The organism is Mycobacterium sp. (genome assembly GCF_051006775.1).
GTDB lineage: Bacteria > Actinomycetota > Actinomycetes > Mycobacteriales > Mycobacteriaceae > Mycobacterium.
This window is the reverse complement of the sequence record NZ_JBPCSX010000035.1, coordinates 49,802-69,588: the sequence shown is the minus strand read 5'-3', so window position 1 is coordinate 69,588 and position 19,787 is coordinate 49,802. Positions and strand designations below refer to the sequence as shown.

Annotated in this window: 8 protein-coding genes; 5 read left to right on the top strand and 3 right to left on the bottom strand. The window is 65.3% G+C overall.

Annotated features, from left to right (window positions below):
* Positions 1-569 precede the first annotated feature (569 nt).
* Genes pks2 through ACR2JI_RS02715 form a run of 4 tightly spaced genes read left to right on the top strand, consistent with a single transcriptional unit; the run spans position 570 to position 11,085 of the window.
* Positions 570-6,830, top strand: coding sequence for a sulfolipid-1 biosynthesis phthioceranic/hydroxyphthioceranic acid synthase (gene pks2 / locus ACR2JI_RS02730; protein ID WP_526387769.1), 6,261 nt, complete (start codon positions 570-572; stop codon positions 6,828-6,830).
* Between the two features lie 26 nt (positions 6,831-6,856).
* The gene (locus ACR2JI_RS02725) at positions 6,857-8,296 is read left to right on the top strand and encodes a condensation domain-containing protein (RefSeq protein ID WP_526387761.1); all 1,440 of its coding nucleotides are present in this window, start codon (positions 6,857-6,859) and stop codon (positions 8,294-8,296) included.
* A complete protein-coding gene (locus ACR2JI_RS02720; protein ID WP_526387759.1) occupies positions 8,293-9,678 on the top strand; it encodes a hypothetical protein in 1,386 nt (461 codons plus the stop codon). The genes ACR2JI_RS02725 and ACR2JI_RS02720 overlap by 4 nt, the downstream gene beginning before the upstream one ends.
* A gap of 12 nt (positions 9,679-9,690) precedes the next feature.
* Entirely contained in the window at positions 9,691-11,085 is a 1,395-nt protein-coding gene (locus ACR2JI_RS02715) for a hypothetical protein (protein ID WP_526387757.1), read from the top strand.
* Between the two features lie 37 nt (positions 11,086-11,122).
* On the opposite strand, the gene ACR2JI_RS02710 is transcribed toward ACR2JI_RS02715, so the two are convergent.
* Genes ACR2JI_RS02710 through ACR2JI_RS02700 form a run of 3 tightly spaced genes read right to left on the bottom strand, consistent with a single transcriptional unit; the run spans position 11,123 to position 16,373 of the window.
* On the bottom strand, positions 11,123-11,821 hold the full coding sequence (locus tag ACR2JI_RS02710) for a GAP family protein (protein ID WP_526387755.1): 699 nt from the start codon (positions 11,819-11,821) through the stop codon (positions 11,123-11,125).
* 54 nt (positions 11,822-11,875) lie between these two features.
* The gene (locus tag ACR2JI_RS02705; protein ID WP_526387753.1) at positions 11,876-13,171 is read right to left on the bottom strand and encodes an Rv1490 family membrane protein; all 1,296 of its coding nucleotides are present in this window, start codon (positions 13,169-13,171) and stop codon (positions 11,876-11,878) included.
* Positions 13,172-13,184: 13 nt separating this feature from the next.
* The gene (locus ACR2JI_RS02700) at positions 13,185-16,373 is read right to left on the bottom strand and encodes an MMPL/RND family transporter (protein ID WP_526387751.1); all 3,189 of its coding nucleotides are present in this window, start codon (positions 16,371-16,373) and stop codon (positions 13,185-13,187) included.
* Positions 16,374-16,666: 293 nt separating this feature from the next.
* Between ACR2JI_RS02700 and ileS the strand changes: the two genes are divergently transcribed.
* Positions 16,667-19,786: an isoleucine--tRNA ligase gene (gene ileS / locus ACR2JI_RS02695; RefSeq protein ID WP_526387749.1), complete on the top strand. Its 3,120-nt coding sequence runs from the start codon at positions 16,667-16,669 to the stop codon at positions 19,784-19,786.
* Position 19,787: the final 1 nt, after the last annotated feature.

Below are 19,787 nucleotides of genomic sequence, written 5' to 3'. Positions count from 1 at the left end.
GCATGAGGGTGGGGAGTCCACCCTGAAACTAACTGTAGGCGGCAGCCGTAATGGCATTTGTGGGAAAGGCTTGAAGGTACGTTTGAAGGCCTTAACAGACAATTTGCTGGATACACTTAACGAGGATTAGTACATCAATATCGGGTGTGGTAGTCACCGCAACGCATCGCGAGGGATGCGTCAATGACCGGGGGTGGCCCTGGCAGGCCGCCGTCGGGAGGTTGAATCGACCTCAGAAAGTAGTTTTGAACTGCGCTTTCAGCGGTCAGCTGAGTCGACACGGCGGGTCGGCGGCGCCAGCGCCGGCGTTGCCGGTCCCGAGATCTCAGCAAACAAGAAACCTTCAATCCGGGTGACCAGCCGGAGACGCATCAGACAATGATTATTTGCACATTCCGTGGTTGGAAATCCATCTCGCTTTTAAGCCGTGTGTCCGTTACGATGCAAACAGCATTGGCAACTTCGGGTTGATGTTGACGCAACGACGCGTCTCACCATCGGAGAACTCGTGGCAGCCCGGAAGTCAAAACAACTTGCCCAGCAGTGACGAACGAAGAGGTGTGAGCAACGTGCTCGGTTCCCCCTTAACCCCGATCGCCGTCGTCGGAATGGCCTGTCGACTCCCCGGCGGTATCGACTCACCGCACCAGCTGTGGGAGGCGCTGCTCAATGGCGAAGACTTCGTCACCGAGATCCCCGCCGACCGCTGGGACGCCGACGAGATGTACGACCCCGAGCCGGGTGTGCCCGGACATTCGGTGTCGAAGTGGGGTGCCTTCCTCAACGACGTCACCGGATTCGATCCCGACTTCTTCGGCATCAACGAGCGCGAGGCCACCGCGATGGACCCGCAGCATCGGTTGCTCATGGAGACCAGCTGGGAGGCCGTCGAGCAGGCCGGCTTCACACCGTCCGCACTGGCCGGCAGCTCCACCGGTGTGTTCATCGGCATGTCGCACGACGACTACGCGATGGTCACCAGCGACGCCGGCGCATTCGATCAGGCCTATGCCTTCACCGGTAACCCGTTCAGCATGGCCTCCGGCCGCATCTCCCATTCCCTGGGTCTGCACGGCCCGTCCCTGACCCTGGACACCGCCTGCTCGTCGAGCATGGTCGCGGTGCACCAGGCCTGCCGCAGCCTGCACGAGGGGGAGAGCGAGATGGCTCTCGCAGGCGGTGTGATGCTGATGCTGGACCAGCGCCTGTACGCCTCAGCCTCCGGCCAGGGCATGCTCTCGAAGACCGGGCACTGCCACTCGTTCGACGTCGCGGCCGACGGTTTCGTGCGCGCCGAGGGCTGTGGTGTCGTCGTGCTGAAGCGTCTCGATGACGCTCAGCGTGACGGCGACCGGGTGCTCGCCGTGATCCGGTCCACCGCCTCCAATCAGGACGGCCGCACCGACAACATCCTGACCCCGTCCGAGGACGCTCAGGTCGCGGTGTTCCGCGCCGCGTTGGCCGGCGCTGGGATCGACCCGGCCACCGTCGGCATGGTCGAGGCGCACGGCACCGGTACACCGGTGGGCGACACCATCGAGTTCAACAGCGTCTCGACCGTCTACGGCAAGCAGGGTCGCTGCGCCCTGACGTCGGTGAAGAGCAACTTCGGCCATGCCGAGTCCGCGGCCGGCGTGCTGGGACTGATGAAGGCCGTGCTGGCCGTGCACCACGGTGTGATCCCGCGCAACCTGCACTTCAACCGTCTGCCCGACCACCTGGCCAAGATCGAGACCGGGATGTTCGTTCCGACCGAGAACACCCCGTGGCCGATCGAGGGACCGCGCCGCGCCGGTGTCTCGTCCTACGGCATGTCCGGCACCAACGTGCACGCCGTGCTCGAACAGGCGCCGGAGCCGACCGGCGCCGCGGCGGCGGTGGCGTCCGACGCCGCGAAGCTGGTTTTTCCGGTGTCCTCCACCTCGGCCGAGGAACTGCGCAATACCTCGGCACGGCTGGCCGATTGGGTCGAGGCCGCCGGCGACGATCTGGCGCTGGGCGATCTGGCCTACACGCTGGCCCGCCGCCGTGGTCACCGGCCGGTGCGCACCGCCGTCATGGCCGACGGCCGCGATGGCCTCGTCGAGCAGCTGCGGGGGATCGCCGGTGGCGATGACCCGTTCCAGCCCGCCGTCGGCCACGACGATCGCGGCCCGGTGTTCGTGTTCTCCGGTCAGGGTTCGCAGTGGGCCGCGATGGGCACCGAACTGCTCGCGACCGAGCCGGTGTTCGCCGCCACCATCGCCGAGTTGGAGCCGATGATCGCCGCGGAGTCCGGTTTCTCGGTCACCGACGCGATGCTTGCCCCGGAGACGGTGGAGGGTATCCACAAGGTTCAGCCGACCATCTTCGCCATGCAGGTCGCAATGGCCGCCACCATGAAGTCCTACGGGGTGGTGCCGGGTGCGGTCATCGGCCACTCGCTGGGCGAGGTGGCCGCCGCGGTCGTCTCCGGCGCGCTGTCGCTCGAGGACGGCGTGAAGGTCATCTGCCGTCGTTCGCTGCTGTGTCTGAAGATCGCCGGCGGCGGCGCAATGGCCGCCGTCGAACTGCCCGCACAGAAGGTTCGCGAGGAACTCGAGCAGCAGGGCGTCGAGGACGTCGTGGTCGCCGTGGTGACCTCGCCTACCTCAACAGTGATCGGTGGCGCCACCGAGTCGGTGCGCCGGATCGTCGCCGAATGGGAGAGCCGCGAGATCATGGCCCGCGAAGTGGCCGTCGACGTCGCGTCGCACACCCCCCAGGTCGAGCCGATCCTGGACGAGCTGGCCGGGATGCTCGATGACATCACTCCGCTGACTCCCGAGTTGCCGTACTACTCGGCCACCCTGTTCGACCCGCGCGAGCAGCCGTACTGCGATGTCGACTACTGGATCGACAACCTGCGCCACACCGTGCGATTCTCCGCGGCCGTTCAGACCGCGCTGGAGGACGGCTTCCGGGTGTTCGCCGAACTGTCGCCGCACCCGCTGCTGGTCCGTGGTGTCGATCAGACCGCTGCCACCCTCGACATCACGGTCGCCGCACTGGCCGGTATGCGCCGTGGCCAGGAGATGCCCAACGGGCTGCGCTCGCTGATGGCCGATCTGTACTCGGCCGGCGCCGCGGTGGACTTCGCCGCGCTGCTGCCGGGCGGCACGCTGGTCGACGCCCCGCTGCCCACCTGGACCAACCGGCCTCTGATGCTCGAGGCACAGGCCGCCGAGCAGGGCCGTGGCACCCATCTGGTGGCGGCCCACCCGCTGCTGGGTTCGCATGTCAAGCTGCTCGACGAGCCGGAGCGGCACGTCTGGCAGGCCGAGGTCGGCACCACTGCGCTGCCGTGGCTGATCGACCACCAGGTCAACAACGTCGCCGCGATGCCCGGTGCCGCGTTCTGTGAGATGGCGCTGGCCGCCGCCCGCACCGCGCTCGGCGAGGCCGCCGAGGTCCGCGACATCCGGTTCGAGCGGATGCTGCTCCTCGAGGGTGAGACCTCGGTTAGCGCCGAGGCTGCGCTGCAGACCCCCGGCACGCTGAAATTCCAGGTGGAGACCGATCAGGACGGTGAACGCGAGCGACGCTCCAGTGCGGTCCTGCAGGCTCTCGACTTCGATGCCGAGGACCGGCCGGCCGATCACGATATGGCCGCCCTGCTGGCGGCCCACCCGATGCGCGCCGACGGCGGTGATGTGCGGACCTGGTTCGCCACCCGCGGTGTGCAGTTCGGTCCGGCCTTCGCCGCGCTGACTGCGGTCAACGCCGCCGAGGAGTCGGGCGAAACCGTGCTGGCCGAGATCGGTCTGCCGTCGGTGATCCGCAACCAGCAGAGCGCCTATGGTGTGCACCCGGCCCTGCTGGATGCCTGCTTCCAGTCCGTCGCCGCGCATCCCGGCGTGCAGAACAGCGGCACCGGCGGTCTGCTGCTGCCGCTGGGGGTCCGGCGCCTGCGCGCCTACGGTCAGGCCAACAAGGCTCGCTACTGCCTGACCCGGATCGCCTCGCTGGACGGTTCCGGCGTCGAAGCCGATATCCAGATGCTCGACGAGAACGGTGCCGTGCTGCTCGCCGTGGACGGTCTGTCGATGGGTACCGCGATGGCCGACGGCGACCGCGTGCTCAACGAGCGTCTGCTGGCCGTCGAATGGCGTAAGCAGGTCCTGCCCGAGCTCACCACGCACATCAATCCCGGCACCTGGCTGCTGGTCAACACATCGGACTCGACCGACCTGCTGACCTCGGATCTGGTCGACGCGCTCAAGATGGGCGAGGCCGACGTGGCGACGATGTCGTGGCCGCAGACCGCCGATCATGATCTCAACGGTGATCGGCTGCGCACCTTCTTCGCCGAGAACACCTTCGGCAACGTTCTGGTGGTGTCGGCCCCGCGCAACGGCTGCCCGCCCGAGCAACTCGGCCATCGTGGTGCCGACCACGTCCGTCACCTGGTTCGAATCACCCGCGAGCTGGCCGAGGTGGCCGGTGATCCGCCGCGGCTGTACATGGTGACCCGCGGCGCCCAGACGGTGCTGGCCGGTGAGCGGCCCAACCTCGAACAGGCGGGCCTGCGTGGCCTGCTGCGGGTGATCGGTGCCGAGCATCCCCACCTGCGCCCGACCCAGATCGACGTCGATGAGAAGACGCAGGGCAAGTTCGTCGCCCAGCAGCTGTTGCTCGGCTCGGAGGAGGACGAGACCGCCTTCCGCGCCGACGAGTGGTACACGGCGCACCTGTACCCGATCCCGCTGCGGCCCGAGGAGCGCTACACCACAGTCGTCGACCATGCCCGGGAGGGCATGCGTCTGGAGATCCGCACCCCGGGTGACTTGCAGACGCTGGAACTGACGGCCTTCGAGCGGTCGGTACCGGGTCCCGGTGAGATCGAGGTCGCGGTCACCGCGTCCAGTCTCAACTTCGCCGACGTGCTGGTGGCGATGGGCCGCTACCCGAGCTTCGCGGGCAATCCGCAGCTGGGTATCGACTTCGCCGGTGTCGTCACCGCGGTGGGTCCGGATGTCCACAGCCACAAGGTCGGCGACCATGTGGGCGGTATGTCGCCCAACGGGTGCTGGGGCACGTTCGTGACGGTGGATGCCAATGTGGCCGTCACCCTGCCGACCGGTCTGCGCGACGATCTGGCCGCCGCGGTCTCCACCGCTGCCGCGACCGCCTGGTACGGCCTGCAGGACCTGGCCCGCATTCAGGCCGGCGACAAGGTTCTCATCCACTCCGCCACCGGCGGCGTGGGCCAGGCGGCGATCGCGATCGCCCGGATGGCCGAGGCGGAGATCTATGCCACGGCCGGTACCCACGAGCGGCGAGATATGTTGCGCCGCATGGGTATCGCCCATGTGTACGACTCGCGGAGCGTGGATTTCGCCGAGGAGATCCGGCGCGATACCGATGGCTACGGTGTCGACATCGTGCTGAACTCGCTTACCGGCGCAGCTCAGCAAGCCGGTGTGGAGCTGCTGGCCTTCGGCGGCCGGTTCATCGAGATCGGCAAGAAGGACATCTACGGCGATACCAGGATGGGCCTGTTCCCGTTCCGTCGGAACCTTTCCTTCTACGGTGTGGATCTGGCGCTGATGTGCTCGACGCACCCCGCCAGGATCCGCGAACTGCTCGACACCGTGTACCGGCTGACCGCCGAGGGCTATCTGCCGCAACCGGAGACGACCCACTACCCGCTGGCTGATGCGGCCACGGCTATCCGCGTGATGAGCGCGGCCGAGCACACCGGCAAGCTGATCCTGTCGGTGCCCCGGGTCGGCCACAGCACGGTGGTGGTCCCGCCGGCCCAAGCCCAGGTGTTCCGTTCTGACGGCGCCTACATCGTCACCGGCGGTCTCGGCGGTCTGGGTTTGTTCCTGGCCTCGAAGATGGCCCAGGGTGGCGCCGGTCGCATCGTGCTGAACTCGCGGTCCGCGGCCAAGGGACAGGCGCTGGACGCCATCATGCGGATGCGTGCGCTGGGCACCGAGGTGGAGGTTGTCAGCGGCGATGTCGCGCTGGCCGCGACGGTCGACCGACTGGTGGCCCAGGCCACCGCAACCGGCCTGCCGATCCGCGGCGTGCTGCACGCCGCGGCGGTGGTCGAGGACGCCATCCTGACGAATATCACCGATGATCTGGTGGAGCGGGACTGGGCACCCAAGGTCTACGGCGCCTGGCATCTGCACCGGGCCACCACGACCCAACCGCTGGACTGGTTCTGCTCGTTCTCCTCGGCTGCGGCGCTGATGGGTTCGCCGGGGCAGGGTGCCTATGCGGCAGCCAACAGCTGGCTGGATTCCTTCACCCAGTGGCGGCGCGCGCAGGGCCTGCCGGCCAACGCCGTCGCGTGGGCGGCGTGGGACCAGATCGGCGCCGGCAAGCATCTCGCTGCGACCGACACCGCGATGATCAGCCCGGAAGAGGGCGCTCAGGCCTTCGAGGCGTTGCTGCGCCACGATCGTGCCTACTCCGGCTATGCGCCGGTCGTCGGCACTCCGTGGCTGACCGATCTGGCTGCTCGCAGCCCGTTCGCTGCAGCATTCGCGTCCACCGGTGAGCGGCCGGCGGACACCAGCAGTTTCCGTGCCGAGTTGCACTCGCTCGAGCGGGAGGAGTGGCCCACCCGGGTCCGGCGCCTGGTCTCCGAGCAGCTCAGCCTGATCTTGCGCAGGTCGGTCGATCCGGATCGTCCGATCTCGGAGTATGGTTTGGACTCGCTGGGCAACCTCGAGCTGCGCACCAGGATCGAGACCGAAACCGGGATCCGCGTCCGGTCGATGGACATCACCACTGTTCGCGCGCTCGCCGAAAGCCTGTGTGACACATTGGCCGGAGTCATCACGTCAGCCCGCTGACACCGGACGCATAGGGAGCGAGTTCAGTGGTTGCGTTAACCGCCATCCATCACTGGGTGGACGCACCGGGTTCGGTGGTGTCGTGGAGTCCGTCGCCCGGTTGCCTGGGCACAGTGGCGCAGGCGCCCGCCAGCGACGTACCGGCGAGTTATCAGCAGGAACAGCACGTTCGGGCGTTCCGGGCGCATACGGCCAACGGTCTGGACATGTCCAGGCTGCTGATCCCTGCCTGGACCATGAAGGGTCGCTGCGATATCCGGGCGATGACCTACGTCATCAACTCCTATCTCAAGCGACACGACACCTACCACAGCTGGTTTGCCTTCGATGACGCCGACCGGCTGGTTCGGCACGCGGTCGAGAAGCCGACGGACATCCAGTTCGTCGCCACCAAGCACGGCGAGATGAGCGCCGCGCAGTGGCGGGAGCACATCCTGGACACGCCGAGTCCGCTGGAGTGGGATTGTTTTCGTTTCGGGGTGATCCAGCATGAGGAAAACTTCACCTTCTACGCCAGTATCGATCACGTGCACGCCGACGCGATGTTCATGGTCGCACTGTTCATCGAGATCAACATGAACTACTCGGCGCTAGCCGAAGGCGGTGCGCCGATCCGGTTGCCGGAGGCGGGAAGCTACCTCGACTACTGCACCCGTCAGCGGGACTACACCTCGAAGCTGACACTTGAATCGCCCGAAGTGGGTGAGTGGTTGCGGTTCCTTGAGGTCAACGATGGCACACTGCCGAAATTCCCACTGCCGCTGGGAGATCCGGATGTGCACTGCACCGGTGATCTGATCACCGTGAGGCTGATGGATGCGCACGACAGTGATCGGTTCGAGGCCGTCTGCGCCCAGGCCGGTGTCCGGTTCATCGGCGGGGTGTTCGCCGTCGCGGCGATGGCCGAGCGCGAGCTGGCCGGTGTGGACACCTATAACGTGATCACGCCGACCACCACCCGCAGCACGCCGGCAGATTTCATGACCACCGGCTGGTTCACCGGGATCGTGCCGATCTCGATGAAAGTCGGCGACGCCGGCTTCTCCGACCTCGCCAGAGCCGCGCAGGCGGCCTTCGACTCCGGGATGCACCTGGCCAACGTTCCGATCGAGCGGGTGCTGGAACTGGCCGAGGACACCCCGGGGATTCGCAAGCCCGGCCCCGGAGTGCCGATGCTGTCCTATCTCGATATCGGGTTGCCGCCGCTGAATCCGGTCGTGATGGGTCAGTGGCAGGCGCAGAACGGCACGCTGTACACCGACCTCGGCGCGGCCAACCAGATCGGCATGTGGGTCAACCGTCGTGACACCGGGACCACCGTGACGGTGGCCTATCCCGACAACGCCGAGGCGCGTGAGTCGGTAGCGCAGTACGTGGATCTGATGAAGATGGTGTATCTGCGGGCGGCCGACGGCCGGGCCGATTCGCCGCTGTCCTCCCCGCACATCCCGAGGGCGACGGCTTGACCAACGACAGATTGCCCGCCGTCTCGAACGGCCTGGCTACCGACCCGGCCACCGTGGTGCCGTACCCGGATCAGGCGATGTTCCTCGCCCTGCGGGGCGCGGACCAAGAGGCCGCCATGCAGGCCCTGTGGTTCTACGACCATCCGGTAGACCGCGACGGCATCGTTCGATTCCACCGCAACCTGTACAACGGCCTGCTGGGCCGGCGCATCGAGACCTCGCCACTGCCCTTCGGCCGGCACCGCTGGGTAGCCGCGCCTACGGCGGAGTCGAACCTTGACTTCGAGGAACGCACCCGGCCCCGAGCCGAGCTGTTCGACTGGGCCGATGAGCAGGTCGCGTTACCGCTCGATCCGGAATGGGGGCCGGCTTGGCGGATGGCGGTTCAGCCGTTCGACGACGGCTCGACCGTGGTCAGCCTGGTGATGACGCATTGCATCGTCGACGGTGCCGGCGCCGTACTGTCCTGCATCGAAGCCATCCACGGCGTCACCCGTGATCTGTGCTACCCGCCTCCGCGGTCACGGCCGCGCGCCCAGGCCATCCGTCAGGATCTGCGCCAGCTGGGCCGGGACCTGCCCGAGATCGGCAGAACCCTGGTGCGCTTCGCCAAGGTTGCTTTCAAACGCCGCCGCGAACTTTCCGCGCCCGCTGCCACCGCTGCCATCACTCCCGGCGCGAGCCAGGCCGCCCATGTCCCGTCGGCATCCATCTTCGTAGATGTCGACCAGTGGGACGCGCGTGCGGAAGCCCTGGGGGGGAACAACTTCTCGCTCGCGGCCGGCTTTGCGGGCAAGTTGGCGCAGAATCTTCAGCGGGTGCGTGCGTCGGACGGTCAAGTGACGTTGATGATCCCTGTCAATGATCGCGGCGACTTCGATGACACCGGAGGCAATGTGGTGTCGATAGCGAGTGTCAGCTTCAATCCGGCTCAGGTGACATCGGATCTCACCGAACCGCGCAACGCCATTCGCGACGCTCTGAAGAAGGCCCGCGAGGTGCCGGACGAGATGGTGGAACTACTGCCATTGATTCCGTTCGTACCCAAACGGGGCATCGCCCGCATGGTGAATGTGGCGTTCGGTTTCACCACCGATCTCCCGACGTCGGTCTCCAACCTCGGAGACCTCCCTGCGGACGTGATGCGGGTGGACGGTACCCCCGCCCAGTACCTGTGTTTCCGCGGTGTGGACCGCCAGGTGGCCCGGGACACCCTGGACCGTCGGGGCGGCATCCTCACGGTCGCCGCCGGCCGGGTGAGTGGAAAGGTCGTGATCAGCGTGATCAGCTATCAGCCGGGCCAGGAGAACACCCAAAGTGGACTGCGACAGGTGATCGCGCACACGCTCGCGCAGTTCGGACTTTCCGGTGAAATCGCATGAGAGAGTGACTCGGTGACAACAGAATCCCGTCCGAAGCCCTCCCGGTTTTCTCGCCTCACGGGAGACCGGCCGGACGAGCACCGCCTGGCGTTCCTGGACCAGACGGCTCTGGAGTTGATGCGGGTGACCGGTCGAGGTCAGCTCATGCAGGCCGTCTGGGTGTACGAGCATCCGTTGGACTCCGACGGGCTCAACAGGTTCAACGATAATCTCTACAAGTCGCTGGGCAGCCGCCTCATTGAGCGTTCACCGCTGCAGTTCGGCCGCCCCCGCTGGGTGCGCCCAGTCGGTCCGCCGCCGCCCATCCACGTCGCCGAACGGCCCCGTCCGCGGACGGAGCTGATGAGCTGGGCAGACGAATTGGGTAAGTTGCCGATCGACCCCGAGCGGGGCCCGGGCTGGCATCTGGCCGTCCTGCCCCTCGATGACGGGGCGACAGCGGTGAGCATCGTGGCCTCGCACAACATCGGTGACGGAGTCGGATCGCTCATGGCGGTGTTCGAGGCGGTCACCGGGATGCTCCGGGATCCGGGCTATGACCAGCCGGGGTCACGGTCGCGCGGCGAGGCCATCGTCGCAGATTTTCGTCAGGCGATCCGCGACCTGCCGTTGACGGCGCGCACGGCCGTGAAGGCGGCAAAAATGGTTCGCGCGCAACGTGATCAATTCAAGAATGCGCGTGCTGCAAACGCCGCCAAGGGTGATCCCACCGAGATTTTCCTGCCATCGGTCGCGCTCTACATCGACATCCCGGAGTGGGATGCCAAAGCTGAATCCCTTGGTGGAAACAGCTATTCACTCCTGGCCGGATTCACCGCCCGGCTGGGCGAGCGCTTCGGGCGGTCCCGGCCCTCCGATGGTGCCGTGAGCCTGATGATGGCGATCAATCTGCGAGAGAGCCTCGACGATGACCGGGCGATTGCGATGGCCTTCTCGAACGCTGCCGTCGACCCGGCGAAAGTCACCACCGACCTCACCGAAGCGCGTAACGCGGTCCGGGAGGGACGCGAGAAGGCCAAGAATGAACCGGATCAGGTCATCGAGCTGATGGCGCTGATGCCCTGGCTACCGCGTAGTGCTGTCAAGGGAATCGCGGAGCTGTTGTTCTCCTACTCCGAGGATCCGCCATGCACATGTTCAAACCTTGGTGATCTTCCGCCGGATCTTGCGCGGGTCGATGGAACCCCGGCCGAGAACATGTTCATCCGCGCACTGGACACCAGTGTGACACTCGGCGACCTGGAGCGATCGCGCGGCCAGTTGGTCGTGGTGTCGGGCCGGATCAACGGCAAGGTCTCGATATCGGTGGAGGCCTACCAGCTGGGCGCGGAGAACTCCAAGGAACGGGTGCGGGCAGTCGTGGCCGAAACGCTGGCGGAGTTCGGGCTCACCGCCGTGGTCGACTAGCCGATACCGGCTCCGATCCGGGGCCGGACGGGCACAGCTAGAGCCTGATCCACCCGACGGTGACCAGGACCACGCCGACAAACGCGAGGACGCCGGCGTACTCAATCTGACTTCGCGAACGGCTCCATGCCGCGAACTGTTCAATGCGCTGAAGGGTTTTCGCGGGTGCGAACAGGTATCCAATGAGTGGCGCAGTGATAACAAACCCGCCGATCAAGAGAAAGATCAGCAATGCCGCGGTCTGTTCCGCCGGCGGCTTGTGTGATGTCGCAATGATGACCAATACGGCCAGGAAGTCCACCGAAGGTAGGCCGACTCCCATCCCGAGCAGACCGGCGAACCAGGGCGAGCCGCCCTTTCGCAGAATCGCGCGTGCTCCCACAAAAACCTTGTCGAGACCGCTGGTCTGCTCCGGATCCACCTGCGAAGGTGCGCCAACTGTCTCTCTCCGACGAACAAGAGTCCACCGCGCCGCCATGATGAGCGCAACGATCAACGCCACGGCGCCGACGGCTATCTGCGCCCACCCGCCCGTGGAAGCGTTGGTGCCGAGTGGATTATGGCGAAAAACGAACAGGATGAGCAGGCCGAAAATCAGACTGACCGCGAAGCTGCCGGCCGTGTATGCCACCAGCTGGGCCACCGGGTTACGCCTGGACAGCAGCATCGGAACAAGGGCGAACCGGGTGGGCTCAAAATTCAGCGCGAGGGCAAGCACCAGAATGGAGGTCCACACGTGCAGCCACTCTACCTGTGGCGATTGGCGGACGAGCTCAGCGCAGCCCGGTTCTCAAACGGTCACCCATTGGGTGAAGTATCCCGCCACCGCCGACAACGGAATACATGCCAGCAGCACCACAACGCCGATGAACCACTTGAAGTCACGTCTGGTTACCGCTGTCTCCATCTCGTTCCTGCCGGCGGCGAACAGCAGGTAGGTGCCGGCGATATTGATCAGGATGATTGTCCACCACCGGATCCAGTCAACCCCGCTCGCGAAGATTGGAATCATGAAGCCCGCGGCCATGACGGGCGCCCAGAGCCCCCCTCGAATCCGCTGTAGGAAATCGCGTCCGCGTACGCGAGTGAAGAACTGAATCAGCCACAGGGTTCCGGCGCACACGATCAAGCCGTGCAGGAAGCTTCCGACAAGAGCCGGCAGGCCCAGGTTGACGACACTGCGCACGCCTGCCGAGAAACTGGCGCCGAAATAGGGAATGACTCGCTCGCAGACCCAGTCGTGGTAGTCAGAGGTGCTTTCGTATCGCCCCAGGAGGTAGTCGATGCTGCGGCCACTGGGGACCTTCCACGGGTCCCGAACCATGCCGTGCGGCACTCTCGCGCACAGCTCGGAAGTGACGTCGTGGCGACCGAATGTGGTGACGACAACGGTCGAAACCAGCCCTGGTAACACAGCCAGCGACATACACAGGGCTCGTGTCGCAGGCTTCAGGTCGACGGCCAGCACGGAGATCGCGAGTACAGAGCCAAGTGCGAACTCCAGTGGGATTGCCTCGTGGAAGAGCGCTAATACCGCTATGGCGACTCCGAATGCCGCCGCTAACAGCAGCGCCGCCCGACTGGTTGTGAAACGAGTGAGAGCGGTGGCGAAGAGCAACAGGCAGCCTGCGGCATAGAGCTCGGGGCGAGGACCGAATACGGCGAAGGTCACGGCGAAGGGCAGCACAGGGATGATGAGCGCGGTCATCAATCGGCGCTCGGATCGGTTCCCGCGGTACATGATTCGCCACATGACTACAGCGAGGCCGGAGCAGAAGAATGCGAAGGATCCCCACATCAGCCCGTATGACACCGGGAAATAGTGCTGCGAAGGGAAGATGGTTACGATCTGTCCGGCGAGACCGCGTCTGACAAAACCCGCGCTGTAGTCCACCGCATAGTAGGACAGCCAGTAGATCGCCGTGGCGATCACTTTCGACAGCACCACCACGTAGCCGACGGTCCAGATCACAAGTCCGATCGCGACCGCGTAGTAGATCTTCGCCCGATTGGAAGGCAGCGGCAGATAGTTCAAAAAACTCGAACTCGCCCCAGTGTCCTCTCGCTCCTGGTCTGCTGGCAGCATTGCCAAATTATATCTAGTCCACGTCGCGGGGTGCCTGCGCCGTAGCCGGCGCTCGCGACGGGGCCGGCGTCCATTTCGACGGCCACCAGTTCGCCTTGCCGACCAGGGTCGCGGTGGCGGGCACGGTTATGGTGCGTACCAGGAAGGTGTCCAGCAGAATGCCTGAGGCAATGATGAAGCCGATCTGGACCAGTGTGGTGATACTGGAGAACTGAAGGCCGATCATCGAGGCGGCGAAGATCAGGCCGGCCGCGGTGATGACGCCGCCGGTCTGGCTGACGGTCTTGATGACGCCGGACTTGATACCGTGCGGGGACTCGTCCCGGATTCGTGATATCAGCAACAGGTTGTAGTCGGCGCCCACCGCTACCAGGATGATGAAAGTCAATCCGGGCACACTCCAGTGCAATTCCTGTTTGAGGATGCCCTGGAACAGCAGCACGCCCATTCCCAGTGCCGACAGATACGACAACACCACAGAGACAATCAGATACAGCGGTGCGACCAGCGCTCGCAACAACACGATCAGGATGCTGAGAACCACCAGGATCGTGGTCGTCACGATCAGCTTCAGGTCGCGGTAGTAATAATCCCGGGGGTCCCGCAGTATGGAGGTGAGCCCGTTCATCGAGATCGTGGCGTCGGCCAGAGTGGTGTTCGGTTGCGCGGCACGCGCGGTCTCCAGAATTGCGGTGACCTGATCCATGGCCGCCGGGGTGAACGGATTGAGATTGGTCTGCACCAGATAGCGGGCGGTATGGCCGTCGGGGGAGATGAAGATGGATGCCGCCCTCTTGAACTCTTCGCCAGTCAGGATCTCCGCCGGGATGTAGAAGCCCGCCATCGATGGTGTGTTGGCATCCCGCCTCATCGCCAGCAGGAACGAGGAGGCCTGATCGAGTCCGACGCCGAGGCGCTTGGTCTGGTCGACGAGCAGTTGCACACCGATGGCGACCTGGCGACTGGCCTGCGCCAGCATGTCGATTCCCTGCTGAAGCGCAGTCAGTTGCTTCGCCAGATCCGCCGGGCTGTTGATCCCGGTGGACAGCAGGTTATCGCCGATCGTCGTGAGGGCACCTCCGATACCGGGGCTGAGAGGCTCGGTGCCTGTCGCGGCGACGGGATTCTGGTCGCCGGCCTCGGGCTTTTCTTTGCCGGGGATCGGCTGAGTCTGGGTGGTTGTGGGAGCCGGCGTAGTGGTCGTCGGGGTGGGCTGCACCTCAGCGGGATAGCGGATCGGAGTCGGCGTGCTGCTCGTGGTCGGTGTCGGGGTGGCCCCCGGAATCTGGAATATCGGGTTGTTCTTTGCATCGGCGCTCTGTTGCAGCCGGGCACGTGCGGCGACGCAGGACAGGTCCGCGTCGCACGCGGGGCTGGCATTGAGCCCCTTGAGGATCGGGCCGATAGCGCTGTCGGCCGTCGTGAGCGTGTCACCGATCCGTCCCATGCTGCCGCCGAGGCCGTGAATGGTGTTGAGCGGATCGCTGCCGAGATTGAAACCCGGCAGTGCCTTACCGGTGCCGTACTGGTTCTGCAGAAATGCCAGCGACGGCACCAGTCCGGCCAAGGCTGCCGCCGTCGGGCCGAACTGCGCGCGCACCGCAGCGAGCGCGGTGGCTACCTGGTCGGCGCCGTAGACAAGGAGATTGAGGCTGGAGGTATTGGTGTTGATCACGCCGGCCGCTTGGCTGAGCGGCTTGCCGACCTCCCCGGCCTGGAACGACAGCTTGGCCTGATCCAACGTCGCTCCGGTCGGGCGGGTGATGCCGCGAACCAGGTCGATATCGGCGAGCTGGCTGATCCGGTTTGCCATCTGATCCATATCAGCCAGGGCCTTGGCGGTCCGCAGATCATCCGGTGAATTGATCAGAATGTATTGCGGCAGACTGGCATTCAGGGGGAAGTGCGCGCTGATGGCGTCGTAGCCGAGGATGCTCTCGCTGTTGGACGGCAGGGCCTTGCGGTCGTCGTAGTTGTACTTCGCCAGGAAGGAGCTACCGGCCAGGATGGTCAGGATCACCAGGCTGGTGAGTAGGTTCACCCCCGGCCGGCGCACGATGCGGATACCCGAGCGCCTCCAGAACCGGCTGGTGAGATCCTTGCGCGGTTTCGCCCAACCGCGCCGCCCGGCGAGGATCAGCAGAGCGGGCAGGAATGTGAGCGCACCGATGCAGCCGACCGTGATGGCTGCGGCCAGCGCGACGCCCACGGTGTAGAACACCGTCAGTTTGGTGAAGACCATTCCGATGAAGGTCACCGCCACGGTGGCCGCGGATGCGGTGATCACCTTGCCGACCGAGCTCAGCGCATTGCGAACTGCGGCATCGGAGTCGTCCCCGGCACGTAGGTAGTCGTGATATCGGCTGATCAGGAACACCGCATAATCGGTGCCCGCGCCGGCCAGCATCGCGGTGAGCAAAACGATGGTCTGGTTGGACACGCTGAGCCCGAGGGTGCCCAGGGCCGCCACCACACCCTGGGCGGTGGCCAGTGAGACCCCGATGGTGATCAGCGGCAGCAGCATGGTGAGCGGATTCCGATAGACCATCAGCAGGATCGCGAGCAGGCCGACGATGGTCGCGACCTCGATGATGACGCGGTCGTGGTCGCCGATGTCCTGTATGTCGTTGAAGGTGCCGGCCGGACCGGTGAGAAAGGCGTTCACTGAACTGCCGGCGACGGTCTCCCTGACGGTCTGCATGGCCCGCTTGGTGGCCTCGATCGCCCTGGGGGTGGCGATCTCGCCGACGATGTTGACCGGCAGCAGCCAGGCCTTACCGTCCTTACTGGCCAGCACCTCTTTCAGCGGCGGGATGCTGATGAAATCCTGCAGTGCCGCGACGTCCTCGCTCTGGGCCCGCAACCTGTCGACCAGGGTCAGGTAGACCTTTTCGTCAGCAGAGGTCAAGCCGTCTTCATTGGTCAGAATGACCAGGAGGATGTTGTCGGAACTGGCCTCCTTGAATGCGGTGGCCATTTCCTTCTGGCTGATGACCGACGGAGCGGAATTCGGCAGGATTGCCGCCGGAGCCTTCTGAGCCAGCACGCCCAGTGGCGGGAACAACTGGCTCAGGGCCACTGCCAGCGCGATCCACAGTCCGATGACCACCAGCGGCCGCCGGGTGACGGTCCGGCCGATCCAGCCGAATACACCGGTGCCCTCGGCAGCCGTTTCCGGCGCCGGAGGACGGTGGTCAATCACCGGGCCATCCTACTGACCTGCAAGGAGGAGTCCGGGAGGCTGCTCGCGTTGCCACCGGTAGAATCCACGAGCAGCGTTGATCCGGCCATCACCGGGTAGCTTCCGGAAGAACGGTCCTGAGCCGATGCGATTGGCGGGGACTCAGTAGAACCGGACGGTCGGGGCCCGTCACAGCCCACGAAGAGCGACGTTCGGCCAGCCCAGGGGTCGTGCGTAAGCGGGGTGGTACCGCGGCGCTCGCGCACCGCGCGTCGTCGTCCCCGTGCTGGAACGGCACAGGAGAGACCCCCACCGTGACCGAGAACGGTTATCCGAGGCCCGCGGCCGGCTCACCCGACTTTCCGGCACTCGAGCGTGAGGTCCTGGAGTACTGGGCGCTTGACGACACGTTCCGCGCCAGCATTGAACTGCGGGACGGCGCCCAGGAGTACGTCTTCTATGACGGCCCGCCATTCGCCAACGGGCTACCGCACTACGGTCACCTGTTGACCGGCTATGTCAAAGACATCGTGCCGCGCTACCGGACGATGCGGGGCTACAGGGTGGAACGCCGATTCGGCTGGGACACCCACGGTCTGCCCGCCGAACTCGAAGTGCAGCGCCAGCTCGGGATCACCGACAAGGCCCAGATCGAGACGATGGGCATCGGGGCGTTCAACGACGCCTGCCGCGACTCGGTGCTCAAGTACACAGGTGAGTGGCGGGCTTACGTCACCCGACAGGCCCGATGGGTGGACTTCGACAACGACTACAAGACACTCGATCTGTCGTTCATGGAATCGGTGATCTGGGCCTTCAAGCAGTTGTGGGATAGGGGCCTGGCCTACGAGGGCGTCCGGGTGCTGCCGTACTGCTGGAACGACGAGACGCCGCTGTCCAGCCATGAGCTGCGGATGGACGACGACGTCTACCAGAGCCGCCAGGACCCTGCGGTCACCGTCGGCTTCCGGGTGGATGCACCCGGACACGACCTCGACGGCGCGTATCTGCTGATCTGGACGACCACGCCGTGGACGTTGCCGTCCAACCAGGCGGTCGCGGTCAACCCGGAGATCGAGTACGCCCTCGTTGCGGTGGACGGTCGCCGCTATCTGCTGGCACAGCCCCGGCTGGCCGCCTATGCCCGCGAGATCGGGGAGGAGCCGGAGGTACTCGGCTCCTACACCGGCGAGCAGCTACTCGGCCTGCGATACCTACCGCCGTTTCCGTATTTCGCCGATGCCGCCAACTCGTTCGCAGTGTTGCGCGGTGATTTCGTCACCACCGAGGACGGCACCGGGATCGTGCACATGGCGCCGGCCTACGGCGAGGACGACAAGGCGACCACCGACACGGTCGGCATCGTGCCGGTCACCCCGGTGGATTCCAAGGGCCGCTTCGACACGAGCGTGCCCGACTATCAGGGGCGCAACGTATTCGACGCCAATGCCTCGATCATCAAGGACCTGAAGAACGGCACCGGCCCGGCCGCGGTCAACGCACCGGTGCTGATCCGGCACGAGACCTACGACCATCCGTATCCGCACTGCTGGCGCTGCCGCAATCCGCTGATCTACCGGGCGGTGTCCTCCTGGTTCGTGAAGGTGACGGAGTTCCGGGATCGGATGGTAGAACTCAACCAGGAGATCACCTGGTATCCCGAACATGTCAAGGACGGCCAGTTCGGCAAGTGGCTGTCTAATGCGAGGGACTGGTCGATCTCCCGGAATCGCTACTGGGGCACACCAATTCCGGTGTGGACCTCAGATGATCCTGCCTATCCGCGCATTGATGTCTACGGCAGCCTCGACGACCTCGAGCGGGACTTCGGTGTCCGGCCCGACAATCTGCACCGGCCTCATATCGACGAGCTGACCCGGCCCAATCCTGATGACCCGACCGGCAACGCCACCATGCGACGTATCGAGGACGTCTTCGACGTATGGTTCGACTCCGGCTCGATGCCGTACGCCCAGGTGCACTATCCATTCGAGAACACCGAATGGTTCCAGACCCACAACCCCGGCGATTTCATCGTCGAGTACATCGGCCAGACCCGCGGCTGGTTCTACACCCTGCACGTGCTGGCCACCGCGCTGTTCGACCGGCCGGCGTTCAAGACCTGTGTGTCGCACGGCATCGTGCTGGGCAATGACGGCGCGAAGATGAGCAAGTCGCTGCGCAACTACCCCGACGTCAACGAGGTCTTCGACCGCGACGGATCCGATGCCATGCGATGGTTCCTGATGGCCTCGCCGATCCTGCGCGGTGGCAATCTGATCGTCACCGAGCAGGGCATCCGCGAAGGTGTGCGCCAGGTTCTGCTGCCGCTGTGGAACGCTTACAGCTTCCTGGCCCTGTACGCGCCGGCAGTCGGTAACTGGCGCACCGATTCGGCCAACGTGCTGGATCGCTACATCCTGGCGAAGTTGGCCGAACTCCGCGACACGCTGACCGTCGCCATGGACACCTGCGATATCTCCGGGGCCTGCGAGCAGCTGCGCCAGTTCACCGAGGCTCTGACTAATTGGTACGTCCGCCGTTCACGCTCCCGGTTCTGGTCGGAGGACCGCGACGCGATCGACACCCTGCACACCGTGCTCGAGGTCACCTCCCGGCTTGCCGCACCGCTGCTGCCGATGGCCACCGAGGTCATCTGGCGGGGCCTGACCGGCGAGCGTTCGGTGCATTTGACTGATTGGCCGCAGTCCGGTGTGGTGCCGGCCGATCCGGAACTCGTCGCCGCGATGGATCAGGTGCGGGAAGTGTGTTCGGTTGCTTCCTCGCTGCGCAAGGCCCAGAAGCTACGGGTACGGCTACCACTGCCGAAACTGACTGTGGCGGTGGAGAATCCGGAGCGCCTGCGTCCCTTCACCGACCTGATCGCCGATGAGCTCAACGTCAAGGCCGTCGAACTCACCGACGATATAGCGGGTCATGGGCGCTTCGATCTGGCCGTCAACGCCAAGGCCGCGGGTCCGCGGCTTGGTAAGTCGGTGCAGGACGTCATCAAGGCAGTCAAGGCCGGTCTGGGAGTAGTGAACTCCGACGGAACGCTTACCGCCGGTGATGTGGTGCTCAACCCGGATGAGTACACCTCTCGTCTGGTGGCGGCAGATCCGGAGTGGACGGCGGCGTTGCCGGACGGTGCCGGCCTGGTGGTGCTTGACGGCGCCGTCACCCCGGAGCTGGAGGCCGAGGGCTGGGCCAAGGACCGGATCCGCGAGTTGCAGGACCTACGCAAGTCATCCGGGCTGGACGTCAGCGATCGAATCACCGTGGTGATGTCGGTACCGGCCGAGCGGGCGGAATGGGCGCGTGCACACTGCGATCTGATCGCCGGCGAGATCCTGGCAACGGCGTTCGACTTCGGCGAACCGACCGACCCGGTGGAGATCGGTGACGGTGTCCGGGTGGCGATCGCAAAAGCCTGAG